The organism is Methyloversatilis sp. (assembly GCF_965284615.1).
Taxonomy (GTDB): Bacteria; Pseudomonadota; Gammaproteobacteria; order Burkholderiales; family Rhodocyclaceae; genus Methyloversatilis.
Genome location: NZ_OZ260098.1, coordinates 4,196,732 through 4,219,451, shown reverse-complemented (window position 1 = coordinate 4,219,451; position 22,720 = coordinate 4,196,732). Strand labels below are relative to the sequence as shown.

The 22,720-nt window shown below is 66.8% G+C and carries 21 protein-coding genes and 2 pseudogenes; 16 read left to right on the top strand and 7 right to left on the bottom strand.

The window, feature by feature from the left end; translation table 11 throughout:
- The first annotated feature begins 69 nt into the window (after positions 1 to 69).
- The 5 genes and pseudogenes from ACQ66H_RS20015 (at position 70) to ACQ66H_RS19995 (ending at position 6,449) form a co-directional block, all read left to right on the top strand.
- The gene (locus ACQ66H_RS20015) at positions 70 to 393 is read left to right on the top strand and encodes a hypothetical protein (RefSeq protein WP_430435475.1); all 324 of its coding nucleotides are present in this window, start codon (positions 70 to 72) and stop codon (positions 391 to 393) included.
- Positions 394 to 511: 118 nt separating this feature from the next.
- The gene (locus ACQ66H_RS20010; protein WP_020166232.1) at positions 512 to 1,735 is read left to right on the top strand and encodes a TolC family protein; all 1,224 of its coding nucleotides are present in this window, start codon (positions 512 to 514) and stop codon (positions 1,733 to 1,735) included.
- Positions 1,736 to 1,777: 42 nt separating this feature from the next.
- Complete coding sequence (locus ACQ66H_RS20005) at positions 1,778 to 2,935, top strand: efflux RND transporter periplasmic adaptor subunit (RefSeq protein WP_430435474.1); 1,158 nt, start codon at positions 1,778 to 1,780, stop codon at positions 2,933 to 2,935.
- A gap of 48 nt (positions 2,936 to 2,983) precedes the next feature.
- Positions 2,984 to 6,085 carry an efflux RND transporter permease subunit gene (locus tag ACQ66H_RS20000; RefSeq protein WP_430435473.1) on the top strand — a complete coding sequence of 1,034 codons (3,102 nt, stop codon included), beginning with the start codon at positions 2,984 to 2,986 and terminating at the stop codon, positions 6,083 to 6,085.
- 26 nt (positions 6,086 to 6,111) lie between these two features.
- A pseudogene (locus ACQ66H_RS19995) lies at positions 6,112 to 6,449 on the top strand (P-II family nitrogen regulator).
- 21 nt (positions 6,450 to 6,470) lie between these two features.
- Here the strand turns inward: ACQ66H_RS19995 and ACQ66H_RS19990 are convergent.
- The 3 genes from ACQ66H_RS19990 to ACQ66H_RS19980 form a co-directional block, all read right to left on the bottom strand.
- Complete coding sequence (locus ACQ66H_RS19990; RefSeq protein ID WP_019916297.1) at positions 6,471 to 6,668, bottom strand: oxidoreductase-like domain-containing protein; 198 nt, start codon at positions 6,666 to 6,668, stop codon at positions 6,471 to 6,473.
- Positions 6,665 to 7,027 carry an Hpt domain-containing protein gene (locus ACQ66H_RS19985; RefSeq protein ID WP_430435472.1) on the bottom strand — a complete coding sequence of 121 codons (363 nt, stop codon included), beginning with the start codon at positions 7,025 to 7,027 and terminating at the stop codon, positions 6,665 to 6,667. The genes ACQ66H_RS19990 and ACQ66H_RS19985 overlap by 4 nt, the downstream gene beginning before the upstream one ends.
- A 78-nt stretch (positions 7,028 to 7,105) precedes the next feature.
- Entirely contained in the window at positions 7,106 to 7,432 is a 327-nt protein-coding gene (locus tag ACQ66H_RS19980; protein WP_430435471.1) for a DUF1840 domain-containing protein, read from the bottom strand.
- 60 nt (positions 7,433 to 7,492) lie between these two features.
- On the opposite strand from ACQ66H_RS19980, the gene ACQ66H_RS19975 reads away from it, so the two are divergent.
- From ACQ66H_RS19975 to ACQ66H_RS19945, 7 genes and pseudogenes are all read left to right on the top strand, one after another.
- On the top strand, positions 7,493 to 8,383 hold the full coding sequence (locus tag ACQ66H_RS19975; protein WP_430435470.1) for an ROK family protein: 891 nt from the start codon (positions 7,493 to 7,495) through the stop codon (positions 8,381 to 8,383).
- 115 nt (positions 8,384 to 8,498) lie between these two features.
- Positions 8,499 to 8,765, top strand: a complete 267-nt coding sequence (locus ACQ66H_RS19970) for a BufA1 family periplasmic bufferin-type metallophore (protein WP_019916302.1) — start codon at positions 8,499 to 8,501, stop codon at positions 8,763 to 8,765.
- A pseudogene (bufB, locus tag ACQ66H_RS19965) lies at positions 8,699 to 9,645 on the top strand (MNIO family bufferin maturase). The gene ACQ66H_RS19970 and the pseudogene bufB overlap by 67 nt, the downstream one beginning before the upstream one ends.
- A complete protein-coding gene (locus tag ACQ66H_RS19960) occupies positions 9,614 to 10,426 on the top strand; it encodes an HvfC/BufC family peptide modification chaperone (protein WP_430435469.1) in 813 nt (270 codons plus the stop codon). The pseudogene bufB and the gene ACQ66H_RS19960 overlap by 32 nt, the downstream one beginning before the upstream one ends.
- Entirely contained in the window at positions 10,423 to 10,839 is a 417-nt protein-coding gene (locus ACQ66H_RS19955; RefSeq protein WP_430435468.1) for a DoxX family protein, read from the top strand. The genes ACQ66H_RS19960 and ACQ66H_RS19955 overlap by 4 nt, the downstream gene beginning before the upstream one ends.
- Positions 10,840 to 10,927: 88 nt before the next feature.
- Positions 10,928 to 11,422 (top strand): hypothetical protein, encoded by a 495-nt coding sequence (locus tag ACQ66H_RS19950; RefSeq protein ID WP_430435467.1) that lies wholly within the window; start codon positions 10,928 to 10,930, stop codon positions 11,420 to 11,422.
- Positions 11,423 to 11,461: 39 nt separating this feature from the next.
- Positions 11,462 to 11,839: a hypothetical protein gene (locus ACQ66H_RS19945; protein WP_425763776.1), complete on the top strand. Its 378-nt coding sequence runs from the start codon at positions 11,462 to 11,464 to the stop codon at positions 11,837 to 11,839.
- Between the two features lie 74 nt (positions 11,840 to 11,913).
- Here the strand turns inward: ACQ66H_RS19945 and ACQ66H_RS19940 are convergent, their stop codons facing one another.
- Both ACQ66H_RS19940 and ACQ66H_RS19935 read right to left on the bottom strand, forming a co-directional pair.
- Positions 11,914 to 12,366 (bottom strand): PA2169 family four-helix-bundle protein, encoded by a 453-nt coding sequence (locus ACQ66H_RS19940; RefSeq protein ID WP_304000730.1) that lies wholly within the window; start codon positions 12,364 to 12,366, stop codon positions 11,914 to 11,916.
- A 145-nt stretch (positions 12,367 to 12,511) separates the two neighbouring features.
- Positions 12,512 to 14,515, bottom strand: a complete 2,004-nt coding sequence (locus ACQ66H_RS19935; RefSeq protein WP_430435466.1) for a methyl-accepting chemotaxis protein — start codon at positions 14,513 to 14,515, stop codon at positions 12,512 to 12,514.
- 195 nt (positions 14,516 to 14,710) lie between these two features.
- Here ACQ66H_RS19935 and ACQ66H_RS19930 point away from each other — a divergent pair, with 195 nt between their 5' ends.
- Positions 14,711 to 15,244 (top strand): GNAT family N-acetyltransferase, encoded by a 534-nt coding sequence (locus tag ACQ66H_RS19930; RefSeq protein ID WP_430435465.1) that lies wholly within the window; start codon positions 14,711 to 14,713, stop codon positions 15,242 to 15,244.
- Positions 15,245 to 15,246: 2 nt separating this feature from the next.
- Here the strand turns inward: ACQ66H_RS19930 and ACQ66H_RS19925 are convergent, their stop codons facing one another.
- On the bottom strand, positions 15,247 to 16,992 hold the full coding sequence (locus ACQ66H_RS19925) for a pyrroloquinoline quinone-dependent dehydrogenase (RefSeq protein ID WP_430435464.1): 1,746 nt from the start codon (positions 16,990 to 16,992) through the stop codon (positions 15,247 to 15,249).
- A gap of 169 nt (positions 16,993 to 17,161) precedes the next feature.
- On the opposite strand from ACQ66H_RS19925, the gene dnaE reads away from it, so the two are divergent.
- The 3 genes from dnaE to ACQ66H_RS19910 all read left to right on the top strand — a co-directional run bounded on the left by dnaE (position 17,162) and on the right by ACQ66H_RS19910 (position 22,031).
- On the top strand, positions 17,162 to 20,596 hold the full coding sequence (dnaE, locus tag ACQ66H_RS19920; protein ID WP_430435463.1) for a DNA polymerase III subunit alpha: 3,435 nt from the start codon (positions 17,162 to 17,164) through the stop codon (positions 20,594 to 20,596).
- A 93-nt stretch (positions 20,597 to 20,689) separates the two neighbouring features.
- Positions 20,690 to 21,175: a WbuC family cupin fold metalloprotein gene (locus ACQ66H_RS19915; protein WP_430435462.1), complete on the top strand. Its 486-nt coding sequence runs from the start codon at positions 20,690 to 20,692 to the stop codon at positions 21,173 to 21,175.
- Between the two features lie 127 nt (positions 21,176 to 21,302).
- A complete protein-coding gene (locus ACQ66H_RS19910) occupies positions 21,303 to 22,031 on the top strand; it encodes a response regulator transcription factor (RefSeq protein WP_430435461.1) in 729 nt (242 codons plus the stop codon).
- 62 nt (positions 22,032 to 22,093) lie between these two features.
- Here ACQ66H_RS19910 and mscL read toward each other — a convergent pair whose 3' ends face one another.
- Positions 22,094 to 22,522, bottom strand: coding sequence for a large conductance mechanosensitive channel protein MscL (gene mscL / locus ACQ66H_RS19905; protein WP_430435460.1), 429 nt, complete (start codon positions 22,520 to 22,522; stop codon positions 22,094 to 22,096).
- Positions 22,523 to 22,720 lie beyond the last annotated feature (198 nt).

The window sequence follows — 22,720 nt, the reverse complement described above, 5'->3', positions numbered from 1 at the left end:
GCACCGCGAGTTGAAACAGTGGTTTCATGAAAGGGAACTTAAATTCCGTGCCGCGCGTCCGAACGCCTCGTGAGTTCTGCCAAAGCCTTCCTGTTGATCGGTGTCCTGCTGTTTGCGCTGTCTGCCCTGTGGGCCGGACAGCGTGCGCTCGCCGATGCACCGGAACAGTGCGTGAGTTGTGCGTCCTTCGAATTCCCCGATGCCACGCCGACCGACGTCTATGGTGCCTTGATGCACCGTCTCGATCTGGCCGGCGATCCGCCGGACCCTTTCGTCGCCGAAGTGCCGCAGCGCGCGCGCAGCCAGGCACGTCCCGAACAGATCGCCTCCGCCCTCGTCCTGCAGGACCCCGAGCCCGACCGGGTTCCGTTGCGCCCGCCCAGGCTGGGCTGAGGCGCGGCTGCCCGCCATCGCGGGCGCCGTCCATATCCGTTTCTTCACGACCTGCGCGGCATGCCGTGCGCGCAGGCGTGTTCGCCTGTTTCATCGTTCCCGTCAGGGCATCAGACTCATGAAAACAAAAGCCATCGCCCTTCTGGCCGCCCTCGGCCTGTGTGCGCACGCGGCAGGGGCCGCCGAGCGCTACACACTGGGCCAGCTGCAGACGCTGGCCCTGCAGTCCAACGCATCGCTCGGCGCCGCACGTGCCGACGTCGATGTCAGCCGCGCCGACACCTTGACCGCCCGCGCCTATCCGAATCCGGAACTCGAAGTGATGGGCGGCGACCGCAATTCGCGCGGTCCCAATCTGGCGCCGGGTTCGCTCGGTTCGATCACGCTGTCGCAGCGCTTCGACTACCCGTCGCAGCGCGACGCCCGCCTGCGCGTGGCCGAAGCGGGCATCACGTCCGCCATGTCCGGCGCCCAGGCATACGAGGTGGATCTGCTGACCCGCCTCAAGCAGAGCTTCTACGCCGTCATCCGCCACGAGCGCGAGCTGGGCGCCGCGCGCGAGGACCTCGAACTGGCCAAGGCCATCCGCAACCGTGTCGAGGTGCGGGTCAATACCGGGGAAGCACCGCGCTACGAACTGATCCGCGCCGATACGGAGCTGCTGAGCGCGCAGAAGAACGCCGACGCGGCCGAGCTGCGCATTGCGCAGTCCAAGGCGCGACTGCGCGGACTGGTCGGCGGCGTGCTGCCGATCGACTACGAACTGCAGGGCGATCTGGTGAACGACGTCGAGCTGCCGCCGCTGGAAAAGCTGCGCGAGGACATGCTGACGCGCAATCCGGAGATCGCCCGTCTGCGCGCCGAGATCGAGCGCGCGAAGGAGCAGATCGAACTGGAAAAGCTGCGCCGCATGCCGGAACTGTCGTTCAAGCTCGGCCGCGACCAGGATCCGGAGTACGAAGCCAACCGTATCGGCGTCGCCGTGAGCATTCCGCTGTTCGACCGCCGCCAGGGCCAGATCGCGCAGGCCAGCGCGATCGGCGAACGCAATCGCATGGCGCTCGAAGGGCGCATGTTCGAACTGCAGCAGCAGCTCGATGCCGCCTATCGGCAGTACGACCTGTCGCGCACCCAGGTGTCGGCACTGGAGAGCGGCATCGTGCGCCAGGCCGAAGCGGCGCTGAAGGTGGCCGAGGCGGCTTACAAGTTCGGCGAGCGTGGCATCCTCGAAGTGCTGGATGCGCAGCGCACCTTCCGCGCCGTCCGCAACGAGCTGATCAGCGCCCGCTACGAACTGATCAATGCCGTCGCCGAAATCGAACGCCTTGGCGCCCTGCGCTGAGCCGGCCTACGCACAACGAATTCATCCACATTCCGATCCGTCATGAAACTTATTCAACGCCCCCTGCTGTGCGCCGGACTGCTCGGCGCTTCCCTTCTGCTCGGCGCCTGCTCCGAAGAATCCGATACTGCGGCACCGACGGCCGCCGCGGCGCCAGTCGATCCCAATCTGGTCCAGGCCGGTGACAACCTCGGCAACATCATCAAGCTCGGCACGGTCAGCCGCATGGAGCTGTCGGACACGCTGCGCGTGGCCGGTCAGGTCGATTTCGACGAGCAGCGGGTGACCCGCATCGGCGCCACGGTGACCGGCCGTGTGACCGAACTGACCGCCATGCTGGGCCAGCAGGTGAAGGTGGGCGACACGCTGGCGGTGCTCAACAGCACCGAGCTCGGTGCCGCTCAGCTCGCCTACATGAAGGCGCGCGCGCAGGCGCAGCTGAACGAACGCAATGTCGAGCGCGCGCAGCAACTGTTCGCAGCCGACGTGATCGGCAGCGCCGAACTGCAGCGTCGCGAGAGCGAACTGTCGATTTCGCGGGCCGAAATGCGCGCCGCCGCCGACCAGCTGCGCGTGCTCGGCGTATCGTCGAAGTCGCTGGAGAAGCTCACGTTGACCGGGGCCATCAATTCCGTGTCGCCGGTGGTGGCGACGATGGCAGGCACCGTGGTCGAACGCCTGGTCGCCCAGGGTCAGGTGGTGCAGCCGAGCGAGGTCATGTTCACGGTGGCCGACCTGTCGCGCGTCTGGGTCGAGGCCGAAGTGCCGGAACAGCAGGCCGCCGCGGTGCAGCCGGGCCAGACCATCCAGGTCGAGATCCCGGCACTCGGCCAGCAGCTGACGGCCAAGCTCATCTTCATTGCCGACACCGTCAATCCGATGACGCGGACCATCATGGTGCGCAGCGAACTGGACAACAGCGACCGTTCGCTCAAGCCGGCGATGCTGGCGACGGTGCTGATCCAGGGGCGGCCGACCGCGCGTCTGGTCGTGCCCGACACCGCCATCGTGCGCGAGAACAACAAGGACTACCTGTTCGTCGAGGTCGGTCCGCAGCAGTTCAAGCTGACCGAAGTCGCGCTCGGCCCGGCCATCGGCACCATGCGGCCGGTGCTGGGCGGTGTGGCCGAAGGCACGAAGGTGGTGACCGAGGGCGCCTTTCATCTGAACAACGAGCGCAAGCGCAAGGAACTCGAATGAGAACCGCACGACTTCGCGCCAACGCTGAACGGATGAACTGGAGACGCCATGATTGAATCCCTCGTGCGCGGGGCGCTCAAACAGCGCCTCGTCATCGTCGTCGTCGCGCTGTGTCTGCTGGCCTTCGGCCTCGACGCGGCGCGCAAGCTGTCGGTGGATGCCTTCCCCGACGTGACCAACGTTCAGGTGCAGATCGCCACCGACGCCACCGGCCGTTCGCCGGAGGAGGTCGAGCGCTTCATCACCGTGCCGATCGAGATCGGCATGACCGGTCTGCCCGGTCTGACCGAAATGCGCTCGCTGAACAAGCCGGGCCTGTCGCTGATCACGCTGGTGTTCACCGACAAGACCGACGTCTATTTCGCGCGCCAGCTGGTGATGGAACGGCTGCTCGAAGTGCGTGACCGCATGCCGGCCGGCGTGGTGCCGGTGCTCGGCCCGGTGTCCACCGGTCTGGGCGAGGTCTATCAGTACACGCTGGTGCGCCCGGACGACGGCGACCGCGAACTGACGCAGGCGGAACTGACCGAGCGCCGCACCATCCAGGACTGGGTGGTGCGTCCGCTGCTGCGCTCGACCCGCGGCGTGGCCGAAATCAACTCGCAGGGCGGCTACCAGAAGCAGTACAAGGTGCTGGTCAATCCGGACCGTCTGCGTCACTACCAGCTCACCGTCAAGGATGTGTACGAGGCGCTGGCGCGTAACAACGCCAATGCCGGTGGCGGCGTGCTGCCGCAGAACGCCGAGCAGTACCTGATCCGCGGCGTCGGTCTGGTGAAGGATCTGGACGACATCCGCCTCATCGTCGTCAAGGAGATCAACGGTACGCCGGTGTTCATCCGCGACGTCGCCGAGGTGGTCTTCGGTCACGCGGTACGCGTCGGTGCGGTGGTCAAGAACGGCAGCACCGAGGCGGTCGGCGGCGTCGTCATGATGATGGCCGGCGGCAACGCCAAGGCCGTGGTGTCGGACATCAAGAAGAAGGTGGCCGACATCAACGACAACAACATGCTGCCCGGCGGCCTGAAGATCGAGCCCTACTACGACCGCTCGGAACTGGTCGATGCGGCGCTGGCCACCGTGATCAAGGTGCTGATCGAAGGCGTCATCTTCGTCGTCATCGTGCTCTACCTCTTCCTCGGCGATCTGCGTTCGTCGGTCATCGTGATCGCCACGCTGGTGGTGACGCCGCTGGTCACCTTCATGGCGATGAACCAGCTGGGCCTGTCGGCCAACCTGATGTCGCTGGGTGGTCTGGCCATCGCCATCGGTCTGATGGTGGACGGTTCGGTGGTGGTGGTCGAGAACGCCTTCGAGCGCCTCGGCCATGCGAAGGAGGAAGGCGAAAGCCGCATCCGCGTCATCCTGTCTGCGGTGATGGAGGTGGCCACACCGGTCATCTTCGGCATCGGCATCATCATTCTGGTGTTCCTGCCGCTGATGACGCTGCAGGGCATGGAAGGCAAGATGTTCGCGCCGCTGGCCTACACCATCGCCATCGCGCTGTTCGTGTCGCTTGTGCTGTCGCTGACGCTGACGCCGGTGCTGTCCAGCTATCTGCTCAAGGGTGGTGCCGAGCATGACACCTGGCTTATCCGCATGCTGAAGAAGCCGTATGTGCCGATGCTCGAGTGGGCGGTCGCCAACAGCAAGAAGACGGTGTCGCTGGCGGTGGCGGCCTTCATCGGTGCCATCCTGCTGCTGCCCTTCCTCGGCACCGCCTTCATTCCGGAAATGAAGGAAGGCTCGGTGGTGCCGGCGATGGACCGAGTACCCAACATATCGCTACAGGAATCGCTGCGCATGGAGCGTGAGGCGATGCGTCTGGTGATGGAGGTGCCGGGCGTGAAGTCGGCGGTGTCCGGCGTCGGCCGCGGCGAGTCGCCGGCCGATCCGCAGTCGCAGAACGAGTCCACGCCCATCGTGTCGCTGAAGCCGCGTGACGAGTGGCCGGAGGGCTGGACGCAGGAGACCATCCAGGAGCAGATCCGCGAGAAGCTGAAGGCGCTGCCCGGTGTGAACATCATCATGGCGCAGCCGATTTCCGACCGCGTCAACGAGATGGTGACCGGCGTGCGTGCCGACGTGGCGGTGAAGATATTCGGCGACGACCTCGACCTGCTGAAGGCCAAGGCCGACGAGATCGCGCGCGTTGCACGCGGCGTGCAGGGCGCGAGCGAAATCAAGATCGAGCGGGTGACTGGGCAGCAGTACCTGACGGTCGAGATCGACCGGCCGACCATCGCCCGCTACGGCCTGAACGTGGGCGACGTGAACGACCTGATCGAAGCGGCGATCGGCGGCCGTCACGTGACCGACGTGTTCGAGGGCGAGCGGCGCTTCGCTGCGGTGGTGCGTCTGCCGGAGCGCTTCCGCGACAACATCGAGGCGATCCGCAACATGCTGGTGCCGACGCCGGAAGGCGCAGCCATCCCGCTGTCCAGCCTCGCCACCATCGACGTGCGCGACGGACCGGCGCAGATATCGCGCGAGACCGGCAAGCGTCGCATCGTCATCGGCATCAACGTGGCGAACCGCGACCTCGGTGGTTTCGTCGCCGAACTGCAGCAGAAGGTCAAGGACCAGGTGCAGTTGCCGGAGGCCTATTACTTCGAGTGGGGCGGCCAGTTCCAGAACATGGAGCGCGCGCTCGGCCACCTGTCGGTCATCGTGCCGATCACCGTGGCGGCCATCTTCTTCCTGCTCTTCCTGCTGTTCGGGTCGCTGCGTTTTGCCACGCTCATCATTACCGTGCTGCCCTTCGCATCGATCGGGGGCGTGATCGGGCTGTTCGTCAGCGGCGAGTACCTGTCGGTGCCGGCGTCGGTGGGCTTCATCGCGTTGTGGGGTATCGCGACGCTGAACGGCGTGGTGCTGGTGTCTTACATCCGCGGCCTGCGCAACGAGGGCATGGAACTGATGCAGGCAGTGGTGCAGGGCGCCAAGATGCGCTTCCGGCCGGTCATGATGACGGCCACCGTCGCACTGCTCGGTCTGGTGCCCTTCCTGTTCGCCACCGGTCCCGGCTCCGAAGTCCAGCGTCCGCTGGCCATCGTGGTGATCGGCGGTCTGATCACCTGCACGCTGCTCACGCTGGTGGTGGTACCGGCGCTGTACACCTGGTTCGACGACAAGCCGTTTGAAGCTTGAGCGAACATCGAAGACGGAGAGACGACATGAAGGAAATTCGCGCCATCATCAGGCCGAACAAGCTGCCGAAACTGCGCACCGTATTGCGTGAAATGCCGGGCTTCCCGGGCATGACGGTGAGCAAGGTGGAGGGCTTCGGTGCGCCGAGCGAGCACACGCCGCACAACATCAAGGAGGAGCTGACCGATTACTCCGCCAAGGTGCGCATCGAAATCGTCGCCCCCGACGAGAAAGTGACGACATCGTGCGCCGCATCATCAGCGTAGCCTGCACCGGCCAGACCGGTGACGGTCTGGTCTGGGTGGTGCCGATCGACCGGGCGGTATTCATCAACAAGACCACCATCGGGTCGCCGCAGGGCTGATCCACCCTGCGCCCGCGCCGGTTACAGGCGCGGGCGTTCTTCTGGATGCCGCTGCAGCCAGGCAGCGTAGCGGCGCTCGTACTCCAGCTTCTCTTCCTGATAGACGGTCCATACGCAGCGCTCGCAACCGGATTCGCAGCACTCGGAGTCCATCGGCATGGTGGGCGGAACGGGGGCGACATCCTCATCGAGCGATGCGGCCGACAGCATTTCGGTCATAGGCGGAAACGGGCGGTGATGAGACGGGCCGCATTGTCGTACTCGCCATCGAGCTGCGCCAGTGCGATCGTTGCTGCGCTGCAATCAGCGCCACCCTCTCGCAGCGCGCATTCCAGAGCCTGGGCGCTCGCCGACAGGCTGGCCGCACCCACATTGCTGCAACTGCCCTTCAGTGCATGTGCCGCGCAGATGGCGGCACCGAGCTCGCCGTCGCGCAGTGCCCGGCGCACGGTCTGCAGCGTGCGCGGCGTGTCCTGCAGCCAGGCACGCAGCACTTCACCGATGACCGGTCCGAGCATGTCCTGCAATTCGGCCAGTCGTGCGTCGTCGAGTACCGGAGGTGCTGTGGTGGTCGGCATGGTGTGCGGACGGTGTCGTCGGGTGAACAGTCGGTATCGCACACATCAACGACCGCCGCCGCCGCGCCTTGAGCGCCCTCAGCTTTCCCAGATCACCGGCTGTTTCGCCTTCAGCGAACGTTCGAGCTGTTCGATCAGCGGTGCGGCTCGCTGGGCCAGCGACACCGGCATCAGCATGGCCGGCGGTCGGTCCTCGGGGTTGTCGTCGTCCTGCGGCTGTGCGCGTTCCGCTTCCCGGCTGGCGGCGATCGCCTGCTTCAGTGCGTCGATCGCGGTCGGCAGCTGCTCCAGCGTGATAATGCCCTTCGCCTCGAAGGACTTGCCCATCAGCGACAGCAGCTGCTTTGCGTTGTCGCCGAACATGAGGGTGTCGGCAGTGGCGGATGACTTGAAGGTGACGATCATGATCGATGGACCTCGGTGGGTGACGAAATACATTGTCGCGCGGAACGTGGCGGCGGCGCCATGCGCATAGGCATCGATCTGGGCGGTACCAAGACCGAGCTGATCGCGCTCGGCGACGATGGCGCCGTGTGCCTGCGCCGACGCGCGCCGACACCGGCCGGCGACTACGCGGCGACGGTGGCGCTGATCGCCGGGATGGTGACGCAGGCCGAGCACGAACTGGGTGTGCGCGCCAGTGTCGGCATCGGCACACCGGGTTCGCAGTCGCCGGTCAACGGCCGCATGCGCAACGCCAATTCGACCTGTCTCAACGGGCAGCCCCTCAAGCAGGACGTCGAAGCGGCGCTTGGTCGCGCGGTGCGGCTGGCGAACGACGCCAACTGCTTTGCGCTGTCGGAGGCGGTCAACGGCGCCGGCCGGGGTGCCGACGTCGTGTTTGGCGTCATCCTCGGTACCGGAGTCGGTGGCGGCGTCGTGGTTCACGGCCGCGTGCTGCAGGGCGCCAATGGCGTGGCCGGCGAGTGGGGGCACAACCCGCTGCCGCCGGGCGACGATACCCGTGGTCATGCGCCGGCCTGCTACTGCGGCCGCCACGGCTGCGTCGAAACCTGGCTGTCCGGTCCGGCGCTGGCGGCCGACCATCTGCGGACGAGCGGCGAGACTGCGGCGCCGGAACACATCGTGGCCCGCGCCGCGGCCGGAGATGCCGCCTGCGAGGCGACGCTGCAGCGCTACGAGGTGCGGCTGGCGCGTGCGCTGGCCGGCGTCATCAATCTGCTCGATCCGGACGTGATCGTGCTCGGCGGCGGTCTGTCCTCGATCGGCCGGCTTTACGAGCGGGTGCCGCGGCTGTGGGTGCCTCATGTGTTTTCCGACCGCATCGTCACCCGGCTGTGCCCGCCGCTGCACGGCGATTCGTCGGGCGTGCGCGGTGCCGCCTGGCTGTGGTGAGCGCACCGCGAAATATTTCACGACGGCGGCGGTAAGGTTGTCGCAGGTCGCGGGTCTACTGCCGTGCAAAGCCACTCAGGCGGCTTACAGCCTGTCACTTCAGAGGAGTACATCTATGAGCAAATCCGTCGCACTGCATGCCGCACTCGCTTCCGTCCTCGCGCTGGGCGTAGTCGCCAACCCGGCTTTCGCCGCCGATGACAAGGGCAAGGAGAAGTGCTACGGCGTCGCCAAGAAGGGCGCCAACGACTGCGCGTCTGCCAACGGCAGTCACAGCTGCGCCGGTCAGGCAAAGATGGACAACGACCCGAACGAATGGAAGTTCGTCGCCGCCGGCACCTGCGAGAAGATGGGCGGCAAGACGATGGCGCCGGGCAAGTAATCGGAGCGCAGCCGGCGCGCCCGCCGCGCCGGCAGTCGATCATGATCATGTCCTCCCCGACCGGCATCGGCCTGCGCCAGCCGCACTATGCACGTGTGCTCGAAGAGCGCCCGCCGCTGGGCTTCGTCGAAGTGCACAGCGAGAACTTCTTTCACGACGGCGGCGCGGCGCTGCAGGTGCTGCAGCGTGCGCGCGAATGCTACCCGCTGAGTCTGCACGGCGTCGGTCTGGCACTGGCGTCGGCCGACGGCGGCGGCGATGCGCACGTCGAGCGGCTGGCTGCGCTGGTGGATCGCTTCGAGCCGGCGCTGGTGTCGGAACACCTGTGCTGGGGTCGCATCGACGACCGTCACTTCAACGACCTGCTGCCCTTTCCCTACACCAGCGAGGCGCTGGCGCTGGTTGCCGGCCGTGTATCCGCACTGCAGGACCGGTTGAAGCGGCAGGTGCTGCTCGAAAACCTGTCACCTACGTGCAGTTCCGCGACAGTGAAATGAGCGAAGCCGATTTCCTGGCGGACCTGGTCTGCCTGACCGGCTGCGGTCTGCTGCTCGATCTGAACAATCTCTATGTGAATGCGCGCAACTTCGGCGGCGACCCGCTGGACGCGCTCGATCGCCTGCCGATGCACGCGGTCGGCGAAATCCATCTGGCCGGTCACGCGGTTACCGAGCACGGCCTGATCGACACCCACGGCAGCCGCGTCTGCGACGACGTATGGGCGCTGCTGCGCGACGTGCGGGCGCGCGGCGTCACCGCGCCGGCGCTGGTCGAGTGGGACACCGACCTGCCGGATCTCGACCTGCTGCTGGCCGAGGCGGCGCAGGCCGACCGCATCGGTGGCCATCATGCGGAGCACCCTCGTGCCCGCGCTGCTTGAAGTCCAGCGCCGCTTCGGCGCCGCGCTGTCGTCGGCCGAGGGCGAGGACGATGCGCTGCCGCTGCTGGCGGGCAACGACGTTCGCAACCGGGCGCTGCTGTCGATCTACCGCGCCACCTCGATCGCCAACGCGACGGCGGCGCTGCGGCTGGCTTACCCGGTCTGCCGGCAGATCACCGGCGACGACTACTTCGATGCGCTGGCGCGCCGCTATCGCGCGGCCTCTCCGTCGCGCGACGGCGACCTGAACCGTTACGGCGACCGCTTCGCCGATTTCCTCGACGGCTTCGAACCGGCGCGCGCGCTGCCTTATCTGCCGGACGTCGCCCGTCTCGAATGGTCGGTGCATGTGGCGACGACGGCAGCCGACGCGCGGCCGGCCGGCGGCGAGCTGTTCGCCGGACTGGCGCCCGAGGTGCTGGCGGACTTGCGCCTGCAGATGACGCCCGGTTTCGCGCTGCACGCCAGCCGCTGGCCGGTGGCCGACATCTGGCTGCAGCACCCGCCGGAGGCTGGTGGTCCGCACGCACGCGAGCTCACCATCGACCTCGATCTGCCGCAACACGCCGTGGTCTGGCGTGAAGGCTACCGCGTACGCGTCAGCGCGCTGCAACCGGCAAGGCATGCCTTCTGGCAGGCGCTGGTCGATGGCGCGCCGGTGGGCGAAGCGTGGGCTGCAGCCAGCGCGACCGACCCGCATTTCGATCTTGCAGCCACCATTGCGCAGGCACTTGCCGGCGGTTGGCTGCACCTGCCTGTCACCCCGGGAGCGCCCGCATGAATGTCGTCCTTCGTCTTTACGACTTTGCCCTGCCGTTCGCCCGCCTGGCCGATTACGGCCGTCCGCTGCTGCTGCTTGCCTTGCGCCTCTATATCGCCTCGGTCTTCTTCAAGGCCGGCCTGACCAAGATCGAGGACTGGGACACCACGCTCTTCCTGTTCACCGAGGAATATTCGGTGCCGCTGCTGCCGCCGCTGCTCGCCATCGGCCTGACCGGTCGCTTCGCCGCGCTCGGGCTGACCGTCGTCAATGCGATGGCGCTGCTGGCGTATCCTGCGCTGTGGGCCTTCGAGTGCCCGGCCGCCGTGCAGTCCCATCTGTGGTGGGGCGCCGGCCTGCTGGCCGTGCTCGCTTTCGGCCCTGGCATGCTGTCCGTCGATCACTGGCTGGGCCGCTGGCGCGCGACGCGGTGAAACATCCGGCAACACTGCGGTCATCGTTTGCGGGAACATGACCCGCACCATGCCTGCCCCATCCATATTCCATCCAGGGCAAGGCATCGTGCAATCGAAAAAAAATACCCTGTATGCGCTGCTCGCCAGCGCCTGTCTGATCGTCACCGCACCGGCGCTTGCCGATGAAGGCAACCACGTGCTGAGTCTGCAGCTGGGTCCCTACGTCCACCACTGGGACCACGATCCGGACCACAAGAACACGCCCGGCCTGATCGGTCTCGAATACATGGCGCCGTCGCAGTGGCTGGCCGGTGCATCCTTCCTGCGCAACTCCTTCGACCAGCCGACCGAGTACTACTACGCCGGCAAGCGCTGGGATCTGGACTCGATCAGTTCCAATCTTTATGTGAAGGTGACCGCCGGTGCGCTGCTCGGCTACACCGGTCGCTATGAGGACAAGATTCCTTTCAACCACAACGGCGTCGCCTTCGCCGTCATTCCGGCGCTCGGCTACCAGGTGGACCGCTACAGCGCGCAGGTGGCGCTGCTGGGCACCGCCGGCGTCATGTTCACCTTCGGCATTGATCTGGCGAAGTGGTGAACGTAGGCTGACGCTCCAGATATCCGTCGAGGTCCATCCATGTCCATCAGTCTGCTCGGCGCCGTCAAGGCAGTCCCCTGGGGTGACGTCATCGCCGCCGCACCGTCTGTCGTGCAAGGCGCCAACGCGCTGTGGGAGCGCGTCGCGAAGAAGCGGAAGAAGGGCGAGGAGCCGTCCGTGGTCGCGCCGCCCGGCGCCAGCGACGACGTGCGTATCGCTGCGCTGGAACAGGCGGTGACGGAGTTGCAGAAGGAGGCGCTCGCCTCGTCCCAGCTCATCCGCACGCTGGCCGAACAGAACGCGCAACTGGTGAGCGAGATCGGCGCGCTCAGGTTGCGCGTCCGCGTCATCACCGTGGCCGGGACCGGGCTGCTGGTGTTCGTCGTCATCGCGCTGGCGACGATGCTGTCGCGCTGAGCGCTCCAGAACGGGATGAAGAAGCAGTGGGCGGGACCGCCCGCAGGCGGTCCGCGTTACGGGCGTCCGGCCGGTCAGGCGACGGCGCGGTACTGATCGCGCAGCAGGCGGATCTGGTCGTGGTTGCGCTGCACGCCGGCCAGCTGGCGCTGCACCACGATGCGCACGTCGGACGGCAGCGGCTGGAACAGCGCCTCGCGGTAGCGCTGCAGCGCTTTGTCCTCGCCGCGTTCGGCCTCGTTCAGCATGGCGACGTTGTCGTCACCCGGCAGTGCGCTGCGCAGCGACACCCAGCCACGGTGCAGGGCGCCGCTCACGGTGCCGCTGGTATCGGGTTCGCCGCCGGACGCGGCAACGATCTGCTGAAGTTCGAGTGCGGCCGCGCGGCATTCCAGCGCGCGGTTGTTGAACAGCGCCTTGAGCTGTCCGGCCTGGGCGTGCTCGGCGCATTCGTTGAAGCCGTACTCGCCGTCCTTGCAGGTCTCGATCAGGGTGTTCAGGACTTCGATGACAGTGCGATTGCTCATGACGTCTCCTCGGTGATGAGTGCGGCGACGTGCCGCCGAGTCCTCATCCTAGGTGTGCGCTGCCATGAGGGCTGTGGGTGTCCGGCGTAGGACAGCGTAGTCCTGCGCCGACCCGGGCGGGATGTCTTCCCGCCCGAACCGTGGCTTACAGCTTGAAGCGTCCGACCAGTTCGCCCAGATGGTCGGAGGCGCGGCCGATCTGTGACAGCGTGGCCGAGGTGCGCTGGATCGCTTCGTCGGTGTTCTGCACCACTTCGGACGCCTGCTCCGCCGACTGCGCCAGTGCGGTGGTGGCGGCCGACTGTTCCTGCGTCGCTTCAGCGATCTCGCGTACCCGTTCGGCGGCGCGCTGCATGCCGGCCTCGATGCCACCGATCTCCTCGGCCACGCGGGCGGCGCGCTCGACGCCCGACTCGACCGCTTCGCGCGTGCTGTTCATGCTGTCCACCGCGCGGTCGGTTTCGCTGTGCATGGCGGCGATCATGTCGCGGATTTCGGTGGTGGCATTGCTGGTGCGTTCGGCCAGCTTGCGCACCTCGTCGGCGACGACGGCGAAGCCGCGGCCCTGCTCGCCGGCGCGGGCGGCTTCGATCGCCGCATTGAGCGCCAGCAGATTGGTCTGGTCGGCGATCTCGCGGATCACCTGCACGATGCCGTTGATCTGTACCGAACGTTCGGCCAGCCCGGTCAGCGAACCGGCCAGCGTTTCCATGCTGCCGGCGATGTCGCGCATATGCGTCTGCATGCCGCGCACCGCCTCGCCGCTGCGCTGCGACGCGGTGTGCGTGTCCAGCATGACGCCATTGGCGTCGTTGGCGTGGCTGGCGATATGGCCGATCGACACGGTGATTTCCTCGATCGTTGCCGCGTTGTCACCGGTGGTGCCGGCCAGCGAGCGCGAACTGCCTGCGATGTGGCGGGTGGCGTCCGACACTTCGCGGATGCCGCCGACCAGGGTGTGGCTCTGATCGCGTACTTCGATGAACATGCGTTGCAGGCTGCCAAGGAAGGCATTGACCGAGGTGGCGACACGCCCCAGTTCGTCGCGGCTGCGGGTTTCCGGCAGGCGGCGCGTCAGGTCGCCTTCGCCGCTGGCCAGCGCCTGCATCGCGTCGGCCAGCGTTTCCAGCGGCCGCGTCATCGCGCCGAGCAGCGCGAACAGCACGCCGGCCGTCAGCATCACGCTGACGATGCCCATGACGATGGCGGTGTTGCGCAGTGCGTTGGCCGATGCGGTGATCACGTCTTCGGGCACCGACACTACGCTGCCCCACCAGGCGTCGCCGTCGCTCAGCGACACGCGCTGCAGGAAATGACGCACGCCGGCAGCGTCGCGCCACTGCAGGCTGCGACCTTCGCCGAGCGCAGCCAGCGCGTCGGCCGGCAGATCGGAGGCCGGCTTGCCGATGCGGGCTGCATCGGCATGTGCGACCACCAGACCGGACGGCGCATACAGCGCAACGGTGCCGACGTCGAAGGGCTTGATGCGGCCGAGGTCGTCGGCCAGCCGGTCGAGCGCCATGTCAACGCCGGCGATGCCCGCGAAGCGGCCATTGACGGCCAGCGGCTTGACCAGCGAGGTGATCAGCATCTTCCGGCCGCCGACCACGTATTCGTAGGGCTCGGCGAGATAGGCGCGGCCGGTCTTCTTCGGCTGCTGGTAATAGTCACCGGCGCCCGGCTTGTCGTAATCGACCAGCGGTTCGACCGACAGCTTGTCGCCGCTGCGACTCCAGTAGGGCACGAAGCGACCGCTGGCGTCATGGCCGGCGGCACCGCCGAAGTCGGCGTCGCGTCCGTCGAAGGCGTTGGCTTCCCAGCCGGTGTAGACGCCCAGCAGTCCAGGGCGGCCTTCCAGCGTGCGACGCAGCAGACGGCTGACCGCATCGCGGTCGGGCGTGCCCTTCGCGTGCAGGCCTTCGAGCGACAGCGCCAGCGTGGACGACACCGCCATCGCTTCGTCCAGGTTGGCGCCGACATCGTGGGCGACCGAGGCGGCCACGCTCTCGGCGCGTGCCAGACCCTGTTCCAGCACCGCCTGGTGACTGCGCCAGGCGAGCACCCCCAGTGTGACCGAGAAGCAGAGCAGGACGGTAATGACTGTGGATGCCAGCAGCTTGGTGCGCAGACTCAGGGCGTGCAGATTCATGATCGACCTCGTTCTTGAGTGAGAAGAGGTTGACGACGATCAAGAAAGTTTCTTTAGGGGAAAAAATTGTGAACCCAATGCACCACCTCTTTCAGGGCTGGATGGGCGGCGCCAGACCGGCTATCTTCTTCGCCCCGTCATGTCCGATGCTGCCCGCCCGTGGATATCCTGACCCCTCGTCTGTTGCTGCGACCGATGAGCGCCGACTTCCTGCAGGCGTCGGCCGAGGGTTGCGGTGTGCAGGACCTGTCCGAACTGATCGGGCTGACCGTGGCCGAGGACTGGCTCGCCGAAGCCGATCTGGCGGCACTGCGCCTGGCCGACCTGAGGTCCGACCCGGAATACGCGCCGTGGTCGGTGCGCGCCATCGCCTTGCGCGACAGCGGTGAAATGGTTGGCCACGCCGGCTTCCACACGCGGCCGGCGCCGGAATATCTGCTGCCTTACGCGCCGGACGGCGTCGAGACAGGCTACACGATCTACCCGCCGCACCGCCGCCGCGGCCTCGGCCGCGAAGCCTTGATCGCGCTGCTGCGCTGGGCACATCTCGATCAGGGCGTGCCGCGCTTCATCGCCTCGGTGCGGCCGGACAATCTCGCCTCGTGCTCCTTGCTGGCCAGCACGGGCTTCCGCCGCATCGCTTCCTTCATCGACGAGGTCGACGGGCTGGAGTACGTGATGCGGCTCGATCCGCCGGCGCTGCGCCGCCTGCTGAAGGACGCGGGCTGAACTCAGTCGGGCAGCCCGAACACGACGACCGCATCGCCCTGGCGGTAGCCCCAGATGGCGCTGCCGCCAGCGGCCACCGCGACGTAGGGCTTGCCGTCGAGCACGTAGGCGATCGGCGGCGCATTGACGCCAGCGCCGGTCTGGAAGCGCCACAGCCGCTTGCCCGAGAGGCTGTCGAAGGCCGACAGATGGCCGTCGCCCTCGCCGGTGAACACGACGCCGGACTTCAGCGCCAGCACGCCGCCGATCAGTGGCTGATCGGTCTTCACCGTCCACTTAAGCCGGCCGCGCTTCCTCAGGTCGATTGCCGCCAGCACGCCCCATTGCGCTTCGTCCGCCGGTTCCATGCTGTCGTAGCGCTGCGCCGGTTTGTCGGCGGTGGCCGCGCTTTCCTTGATCCAGTAGCGCATCGGCATGTGCATGGCGGCGACGAAGGCCAGTCCGCGCTGCGTGTCCAGTGCGGCCGGTGACCAGTTCACGCCGCCTGCCACGCCCGGCGTGATGCGCGTGCCTTCGCGGCTGGCGGCGGCGAACAGGTTGTCCTGCGGCACGAAGGCGTCGGACTTGTAGAGCAGGGCGCCGGTGGCGCGATCGTGCACGTAGAACCAGCCCAGCTTGGACGCCTGGCCGACCGCCGGCACGACGCGGCCGTCCGGCTCGCGGTGGTCGAACAGCAGCGGCGGGCTGGCCACGTCATAGCCCCACTTGTCGTGCGGAATCTGCTGGAAGTGCCAGGCGTGGCGGCCGGTTTTTGCGTCGATGGCGACCAGCGAGGCGGTGTAGAGGTTGTCGCCCGGGCGGGTGCTGTCGTTGATCTGCGGGCTCGGGTTGCCGGTGCCGAAGTAGAGCAGGCCGCTCTTCGCGTCGTAGGCCGGCGCGTTCCACACCGAGCCGCCGCCGTATTCCCAGGCGTCGGCGTACTTGCCGGCATTGGCGCGTTCCTCGGCGATATTGCGGTTCAGCGGCAAGCCATCGGCGGTGCGCTCGACGAAATCGCCTTCCCAGCCGCCATCCTGGGGTTTGCGCACGGTGTCGAACTGCCACACGCGCCTGCCGGTCTTCGCGTCGAAGGCGGCGAGGAAGCCGATGCCGCCGTACTTGCCGGCGATGCCCACCACGGCGGCGAGCTGGCCGGCGCGTCCCTGGGCGTCGATGTGCAGGCCGTAGCCGACGCCGTTGATGCCGACGATCACCTTGCCGTCCACCACCAGGGGTGCAGCGGCCGCACCGACGCCTGAACCGCCGCCGACTTCGCCCTTGATGCCTTCGCCGCTTTCGGTGATGGCTTCGTCCGGCCGCGCCAGTTCGATGTCCCAGGCCGGTTTGCCGGTGGCCGCGTCGAGCGCCACCAGGCGTGCATCGACAGTGGCGACGAACACGCGGCCGTCGTCCACCGCGACGCCGCGGTTGGCCGGGCCGCAGCACAGCTTGTCGGTGCGCTTACGGTGCGTGTAACGCCACAGCTCGGCGCCGGTGCGCGCATCCAGCGCCACCACGTGCGAACCGGGCAGCGACACGTACATGCGGCCGCCGGTGACGATGGGCGTTGCCTGGAAAGTGGCCGCGATGCCGCTCTGGTAGATCCACTTCGGCACCAGCTTCTTCACCGTCTTCGGCGTGATGGCCGGCACGTCGGCCAGCCGCGTGTTGGCATGGTCCAGGCCGAAGGTGGGCCAGTCGCGGTCCTTCTGTGCGGCGGCGGGCAGGGCGAGCGCGAGCAGTACGAGGGGCAGGAGGTGGCGGCGCATGGTGTCCGGCGGTGACGGAAAGCGACGATGCTAGCGCAGTCGCCGCCGCAGTCGTTACGTTCGGCGTGGCCGAGTAAAATCGCCGGATGAGCTCCGACAGCACCACCCTCTCCCCGGCCGCCGAGGCCCCCACACCTTCGTCCACCTGCGCATCCACAGCGAGTACTCGGTGGTCGATGGCATCGTCACCGTCGATGCAGCGGTCAAGGCCGCGGCGAAGGACGGCATGCCGGCGATCGCGATTTCCGATCTCGCCAACGTGTTCGGCCTGGTCAAACTGTACAAGGCGGCGCGCGGCAAGGGCGTGAAGCCGATCTGCGCGGTCGATGTCTATGTCAGCAACGACGCCGAGCGCGACAAGCCGCATCGCCTGCTGCTGCTGGCGCGCAACCGCGAGGGCTACGGCACCTTGTGCCGGCTGCTCACCCGCGCCTACCTGGAGAACAAGTACCGTGGCCGTGCCGAGCTGCGCCGCGAGTGGCTGGAGCGCGATGCCGAGGGCACGGCCGGCCTGATCGCGCTGTCCGGCGGCATGCTGGGCGACGTCGGCATGGGGCTACTGGCCGGCAATATGGATTCGGCACGCCGTGCGGCGGCCGAATGGCTGCGGCTGTTCGACGGCGACTTCCACATCGAGCTGCAGCGCGCGGGCCACCCGAACACCGAAACCTATATCGCCGACGCCTGCGCGCTGGCCTCCGAAATGGACATTCCGGTGGTGGCCACGCATCCGGTGCAGTTCATGTCGCCGGACGACTTCAAAGCGCACGAGGCGCGCGTCTGCATCGCCCAGGGCTATGTGTTGAGCGACAAGCGCCGGCCGCGCGATTTCACCGAACAGCAGTACTTCAAGACCTCGGCCGAAATGGCCGCGCTGTTCGCCGACATTCCCGAAGCCCTGCACAACGCGGTCGAACTGGCGCGTCGCTGCAACCTGACGCTGACGCTGGGCAAGAACTACCTGCCGCAGTTCCCGACACCGCCCGGCATGACCATCGACGAGTTTATGATCGCCGAGGCGAAAGCGGGCCTGGAGAAGCGTCTGGCCCAGCTCTACCCGGACGAGACGGTGCGCGAGCAGAAGCGGCCGGAGTACGAGGCGCGGCTCAAGTTCGAGTGCGACACCATCATCCAGATGGGCTTCCCCGGCTACTTCCTGATCGTGGCCGACTTCATCAACTGGGCGAAGAAGAACGGCGTGCCGGTCGGTCCTGGCCGCGGCTCCGGCGCCGGCTCGCTGGTCGCCTATTCGCTCGGCATCACCGACCTCGATCCGCTGGCCTACGCGCTGCTGTTCGAGCGCTTCCTGAATCCGGAGCGGGTGTCCATGCCCGACTTCGACGTGGACTTCTGCCAGGACAACCGCTGGAAGGTGATCGAGTACGTGCGCCAGAAGTACGGCGCCGACGCGGTGAGCCAGATCGCCACCTACGGCACCATGGCGTCGCGCGCGGTCATCCGCGACGTCGGCCGCGTGCTCGACATGGGTTACAACTTCTGCGACCAGCTGTCCAAGCTGATACCGGTGGTGCAGAACAAGCCGCTGTCGCTGGCCGAGGCGCGTGAGCAGGCGCCGCAGCTGGCCGAGCGCGAACAGGCGGAAGAGGAGGTGCGCGAACTGCTGCGCCTGGCTGAACCGCTGGAAGGCCTGACCCGCGGCGTCGGCATGCACGCCGGCGGCGTGCTGATCGCGCCGGGCAAGCTCACCGACTTCTGCCCGCTCTACCAGCAGGACGGCGACGACGCTTCGCCGGTGAGCCAGTTCGACAAAGACGACGTCGAAGCCATCGGCCTGGTGAAGTTCGACTTTCTCGGTCTGCGCAACCTGACGATTATCGAGCTGGCGGTCAACTACATCGAGCGCATGACCGGCAACCGGCCCGACCTGCTGAGCCTGCCCTTCACCGATCCGGCCGCCTACCAGATCCTGAAGGATGCCAACACCACCGCCATCTTCCAGCTTGAATCCGAGGGCATGAAGAAGCTGCTCGGCAAGCTCGCACCCGACCGCTTCGAAGACATCATCGCCGTGCTGGCGCTCTACCGGCCGGGCCCGCTCGGCTCAGGCATGGTGGATGACTTCATCCTGCGCAAGAAGGGCCAGCAGGCGATCGACTATTTCCACCCGGACCTGGAAGCCTGCCTGTCGCCGACCTATGGCGTCATCGTGTACCAGGAACAGGTGATGCAGATTTCGCAGATCATCGGCGGCTACACGCTCGGTGGTGCGGACATGCTGCGCCGGGCGATGGGCAAGAAGAAGCCGGAGGAGATGGCCAAGCACCGCGAAACCATCGCCGCCGGTGCGAAGGAGAAGGGCTACGATCCGGCACTGGCCGAACAGCTGTTCGACCTGATGACCAAGTTCGCGGAGTACGGCTTCAACAAGTCGCACACCGCTGCCTACGCCGTCGTCACCTACCACACCGCCTGGCTGAAGGCCCACCACTGCGCCGCCTTCATGGCCGCGTCGCTGTCGTCCGACATGGACAACACCGACACGGTGAACATCTTCTACCTCGACGCGAAGAAGAACCGGCTCACCATCCTGCCGCCGGACGTCAACGAGTCCGAATACCGCTTCGTGCCGGTGTCGCGCAGCGAAATCCGCTACGGCCTCGGCGCGGTCAAGGGCACCGGCGAGCAGGCGGTGAACTGCATCCTCGAAGCCCGCAAATCGGGCGGGCCGTTCAAGGACATTTTCGACTTCTGCCTGCGCGTCAACCGCCGCATGGTGAACCGCCGCACCATCGAGGCGCTGATCCGTGCCGGCGCCTTCGACGCGACGATCGCCGGCACGCCGCACGACCGCAACACGCTGATGAGCAGCGTCGCGCTGGCGATGGAGGCGGCCGAGCAGGCAGCGGCCAACGCGCACCAGGGCGGCCTGTTCGACGACGCCCCCAGTGGCACCGGCGCGCGCGCGCCGGAGTACGTTCAGGTCAAGCCGTGGAGCGAGCGCGAAAAGCTGGCCAACGAGAAGCAGGCGCTCGGCTTCTACCTGTCCGGCCATCCCTATAACAGCTACGCGCAGGAGTTCTCGCGCTTCGCCCGGCGCAAGCTGGCCCAGCTTGAATCGTCGCGCGACCCGACCGTGGTCGCCGGCCTGGTCGTCAGTTCGCGCGTGCAGATGACGCGTCGCGGCAAGATGGCCTTCGTCGCGCTCGACGACGGCACGGCGCAGATCGAGGTGTCGGTGTTCAACGAGCTGTACGAAGCGTCGCGCAACAAGCTGCGTGAGGATGAAGTGCTGGTGGTCGAAGGCCGGGCGCAGTTCGACGAATATTCGAACTCGATGCGCGTCGTCGCCGACAGCCTGCTCAGCGCCGGCGAGGCACGCGCCCGCTTCGCGCGCCGGCTCGAACTGAAGCTGAACGGCGAAGTGGCGACGCTCGGCGCGCACGCCGCCTGCGCCCGGCTGCGCAGTCTGCTCGAACCTTTCCGTACCGAAAGCGGTTGCGCGGTGCGCCTGCACTATCGCAGCAACGACGCCGTCGCGCCGCTCGATTTCGGCGATCCGTGGCGGGTCAGACTCGACGACGCGCTGTTCGACGGTCTGCGCGACTGGCTGCCGGCCGACGCGGTGTCGGTGGCCTACGCATGAGTGCCGGGCTATGAGCGCCCTCGCCCGGCCGCCCGAAGAGGGCGCTCATCGTCCCTCGGGGAGGTGGTCACGCAGTGACCGGAGGGCCGTCGCATGAGCGCGCGCTGGCTGGACCGGGCTCTGCTCGACGCCGTGGTGGTCGAAGCGCAGCGCAGCCCGCGCCGGCGCATGAACCGCAATTTCCATCCACACGACGATCATCCGGCGCACCGCCTGCTCAACGCGATCGAACCCGACAGCTATGTCAGACCCCACCGACATCTGGATCCGCTGAAGGATGAAACCATCCTCTGCGTGAAGGGTCGATTGGGGTGCATCCTTTTCGACGACAGCGGTGCGGTGCAAGAAACCTGCGTGCTGGCACCCGGTGGCGAGCGCTTCGGCGTCGATATCGCGCACGGTCAGTTTCACAGTCTGGTGGCCCTCGAACCCGGTTCCGTCATGTTCGAGGCGAAAGCCGGCCCTTACCGTGCGCTGACCGAGACCGAATTCGCGTCCTGGGCACCGGCCGATGGTGAGCCTGCGCGGCGCTGGCTGGACTGGATGCACGGTCTGTTCGATGGCGAACGGATGCGCTGACCCGCACACTGGGGCATACTGCCTTACAGGCCGGAGGTCACGAAATTACACAGTCACCCTTCAGTCCGCGTTGCGCGTGCCGTGAACGCTTTCTGAACCGGTTATTTCCTACGGATACAGAATCGCCGTGCAGACCGCCCGAATAGCATTGCTCGAAGACGACCCGGTACAGGTCGAAATCCTTGGCAGCTGGCTGCGTGCCGCCGGCCATGACATCCACACCTTCATGCGCTCTCGCGACCTGATGCGCGAAGCCGTGCGGGAAAGTTATGACCTGCTGCTGATCGACTGGGAACTGCCCGATCTGCCGGGCGCCGACGTGCTGCGCTGGCTGCGCAACGAGCGCGGGCTGACGACCCCGGTCATCTTCGTCACCGCCCGGCAGGACGAGAACGACATCGTGACCGCGCTGGCGGCGGGCGCCGATGACTACATCGTCAAGCCGGCCCGGCGCATGGAACTGCTCACCCGCATCGAAGCCGTGCTGCGGCGCAGCCGTCCGCCGGCCGACCAGCCGGTGATCGACGCCGCGCCCTACCAGTTCGACATGAATTCGCACACCGCCCGCCTCAACGGTGAGGTCATAGACCTGACCGAGCGCGAGTTCGAACTGGCGGTCTTCCTGTTCCGCAACGTCGGCCGTCTGGTGTCGCGCGGTCATCTGCTCGAATCGCTGTGGGGCCGCAAGGGCGACGTGCCGACGCGCACCGTCAACACCCACATGTCGCGCGTGCGCTCCAAGCTCGCGCTGCGGCCGGAAAATGGTTACCGCCTCGCCTCCACCTACAACTACGGTTACCGGCTTGAGCGGGTGGCCGACGACGGCAAGCGGGCGGAAGAACAGCCGGCCGCCTGAGCCGTTCACGCACCAAAGAAAAAGGAGCCTCGCGGCTCCTTTTTCATTTCCACGACCGCCGCTTACTTCTGCAGTGAATCGCGGATCTGGCGCAGCAGCACGACCTCTTCCGGCGGCTCGGCCGGTGCCTCCGGTGCCGCAGGCTCTTCGCGCTTCAGCCGGTTGATCTGTTTCACCATGATGAAGATGATGAAGGCGAGGATGACGAAGTTCAGCGCGACGGTGAGGAAGCTGCCCCAGGCGAAAACCGGCACGCCAGCCTTCTTCAGGTCGGCCAGCGTTTCCGGCACGCCCGGCGGGATGTCCTTCAGCACGATGAAGAACTGACTGAAATCGAGGCCGCCGAACAGCGCACCGACGATGGGCATGATCAGGTCGCCGACGACGGAGTTGACGATCTTGCCGAAGGCTGCACCGATGATGACGCCGACCGCCAGGTCAACCACATTGCCCTTCATGGCGAAGGCTTTGAATTCGGACATGAAGCTCATGCGGTTCTCCTCTTTCGGTGGGGATGTCTGACGTATGCAGCGAGCGCGAAGATAGCACAGGCGACTGTGTGCGCTGCGCCCGGGCCGGCGCGCGGGCTTCTCTGTTACGCTCGCGGACCATCGTGCTCATCGAGTGTCCGCTCGGGCGCTGTCATCCTGAACGGTCGCCATCGCGCGCCGCGGTTCGTCGTTACCTGA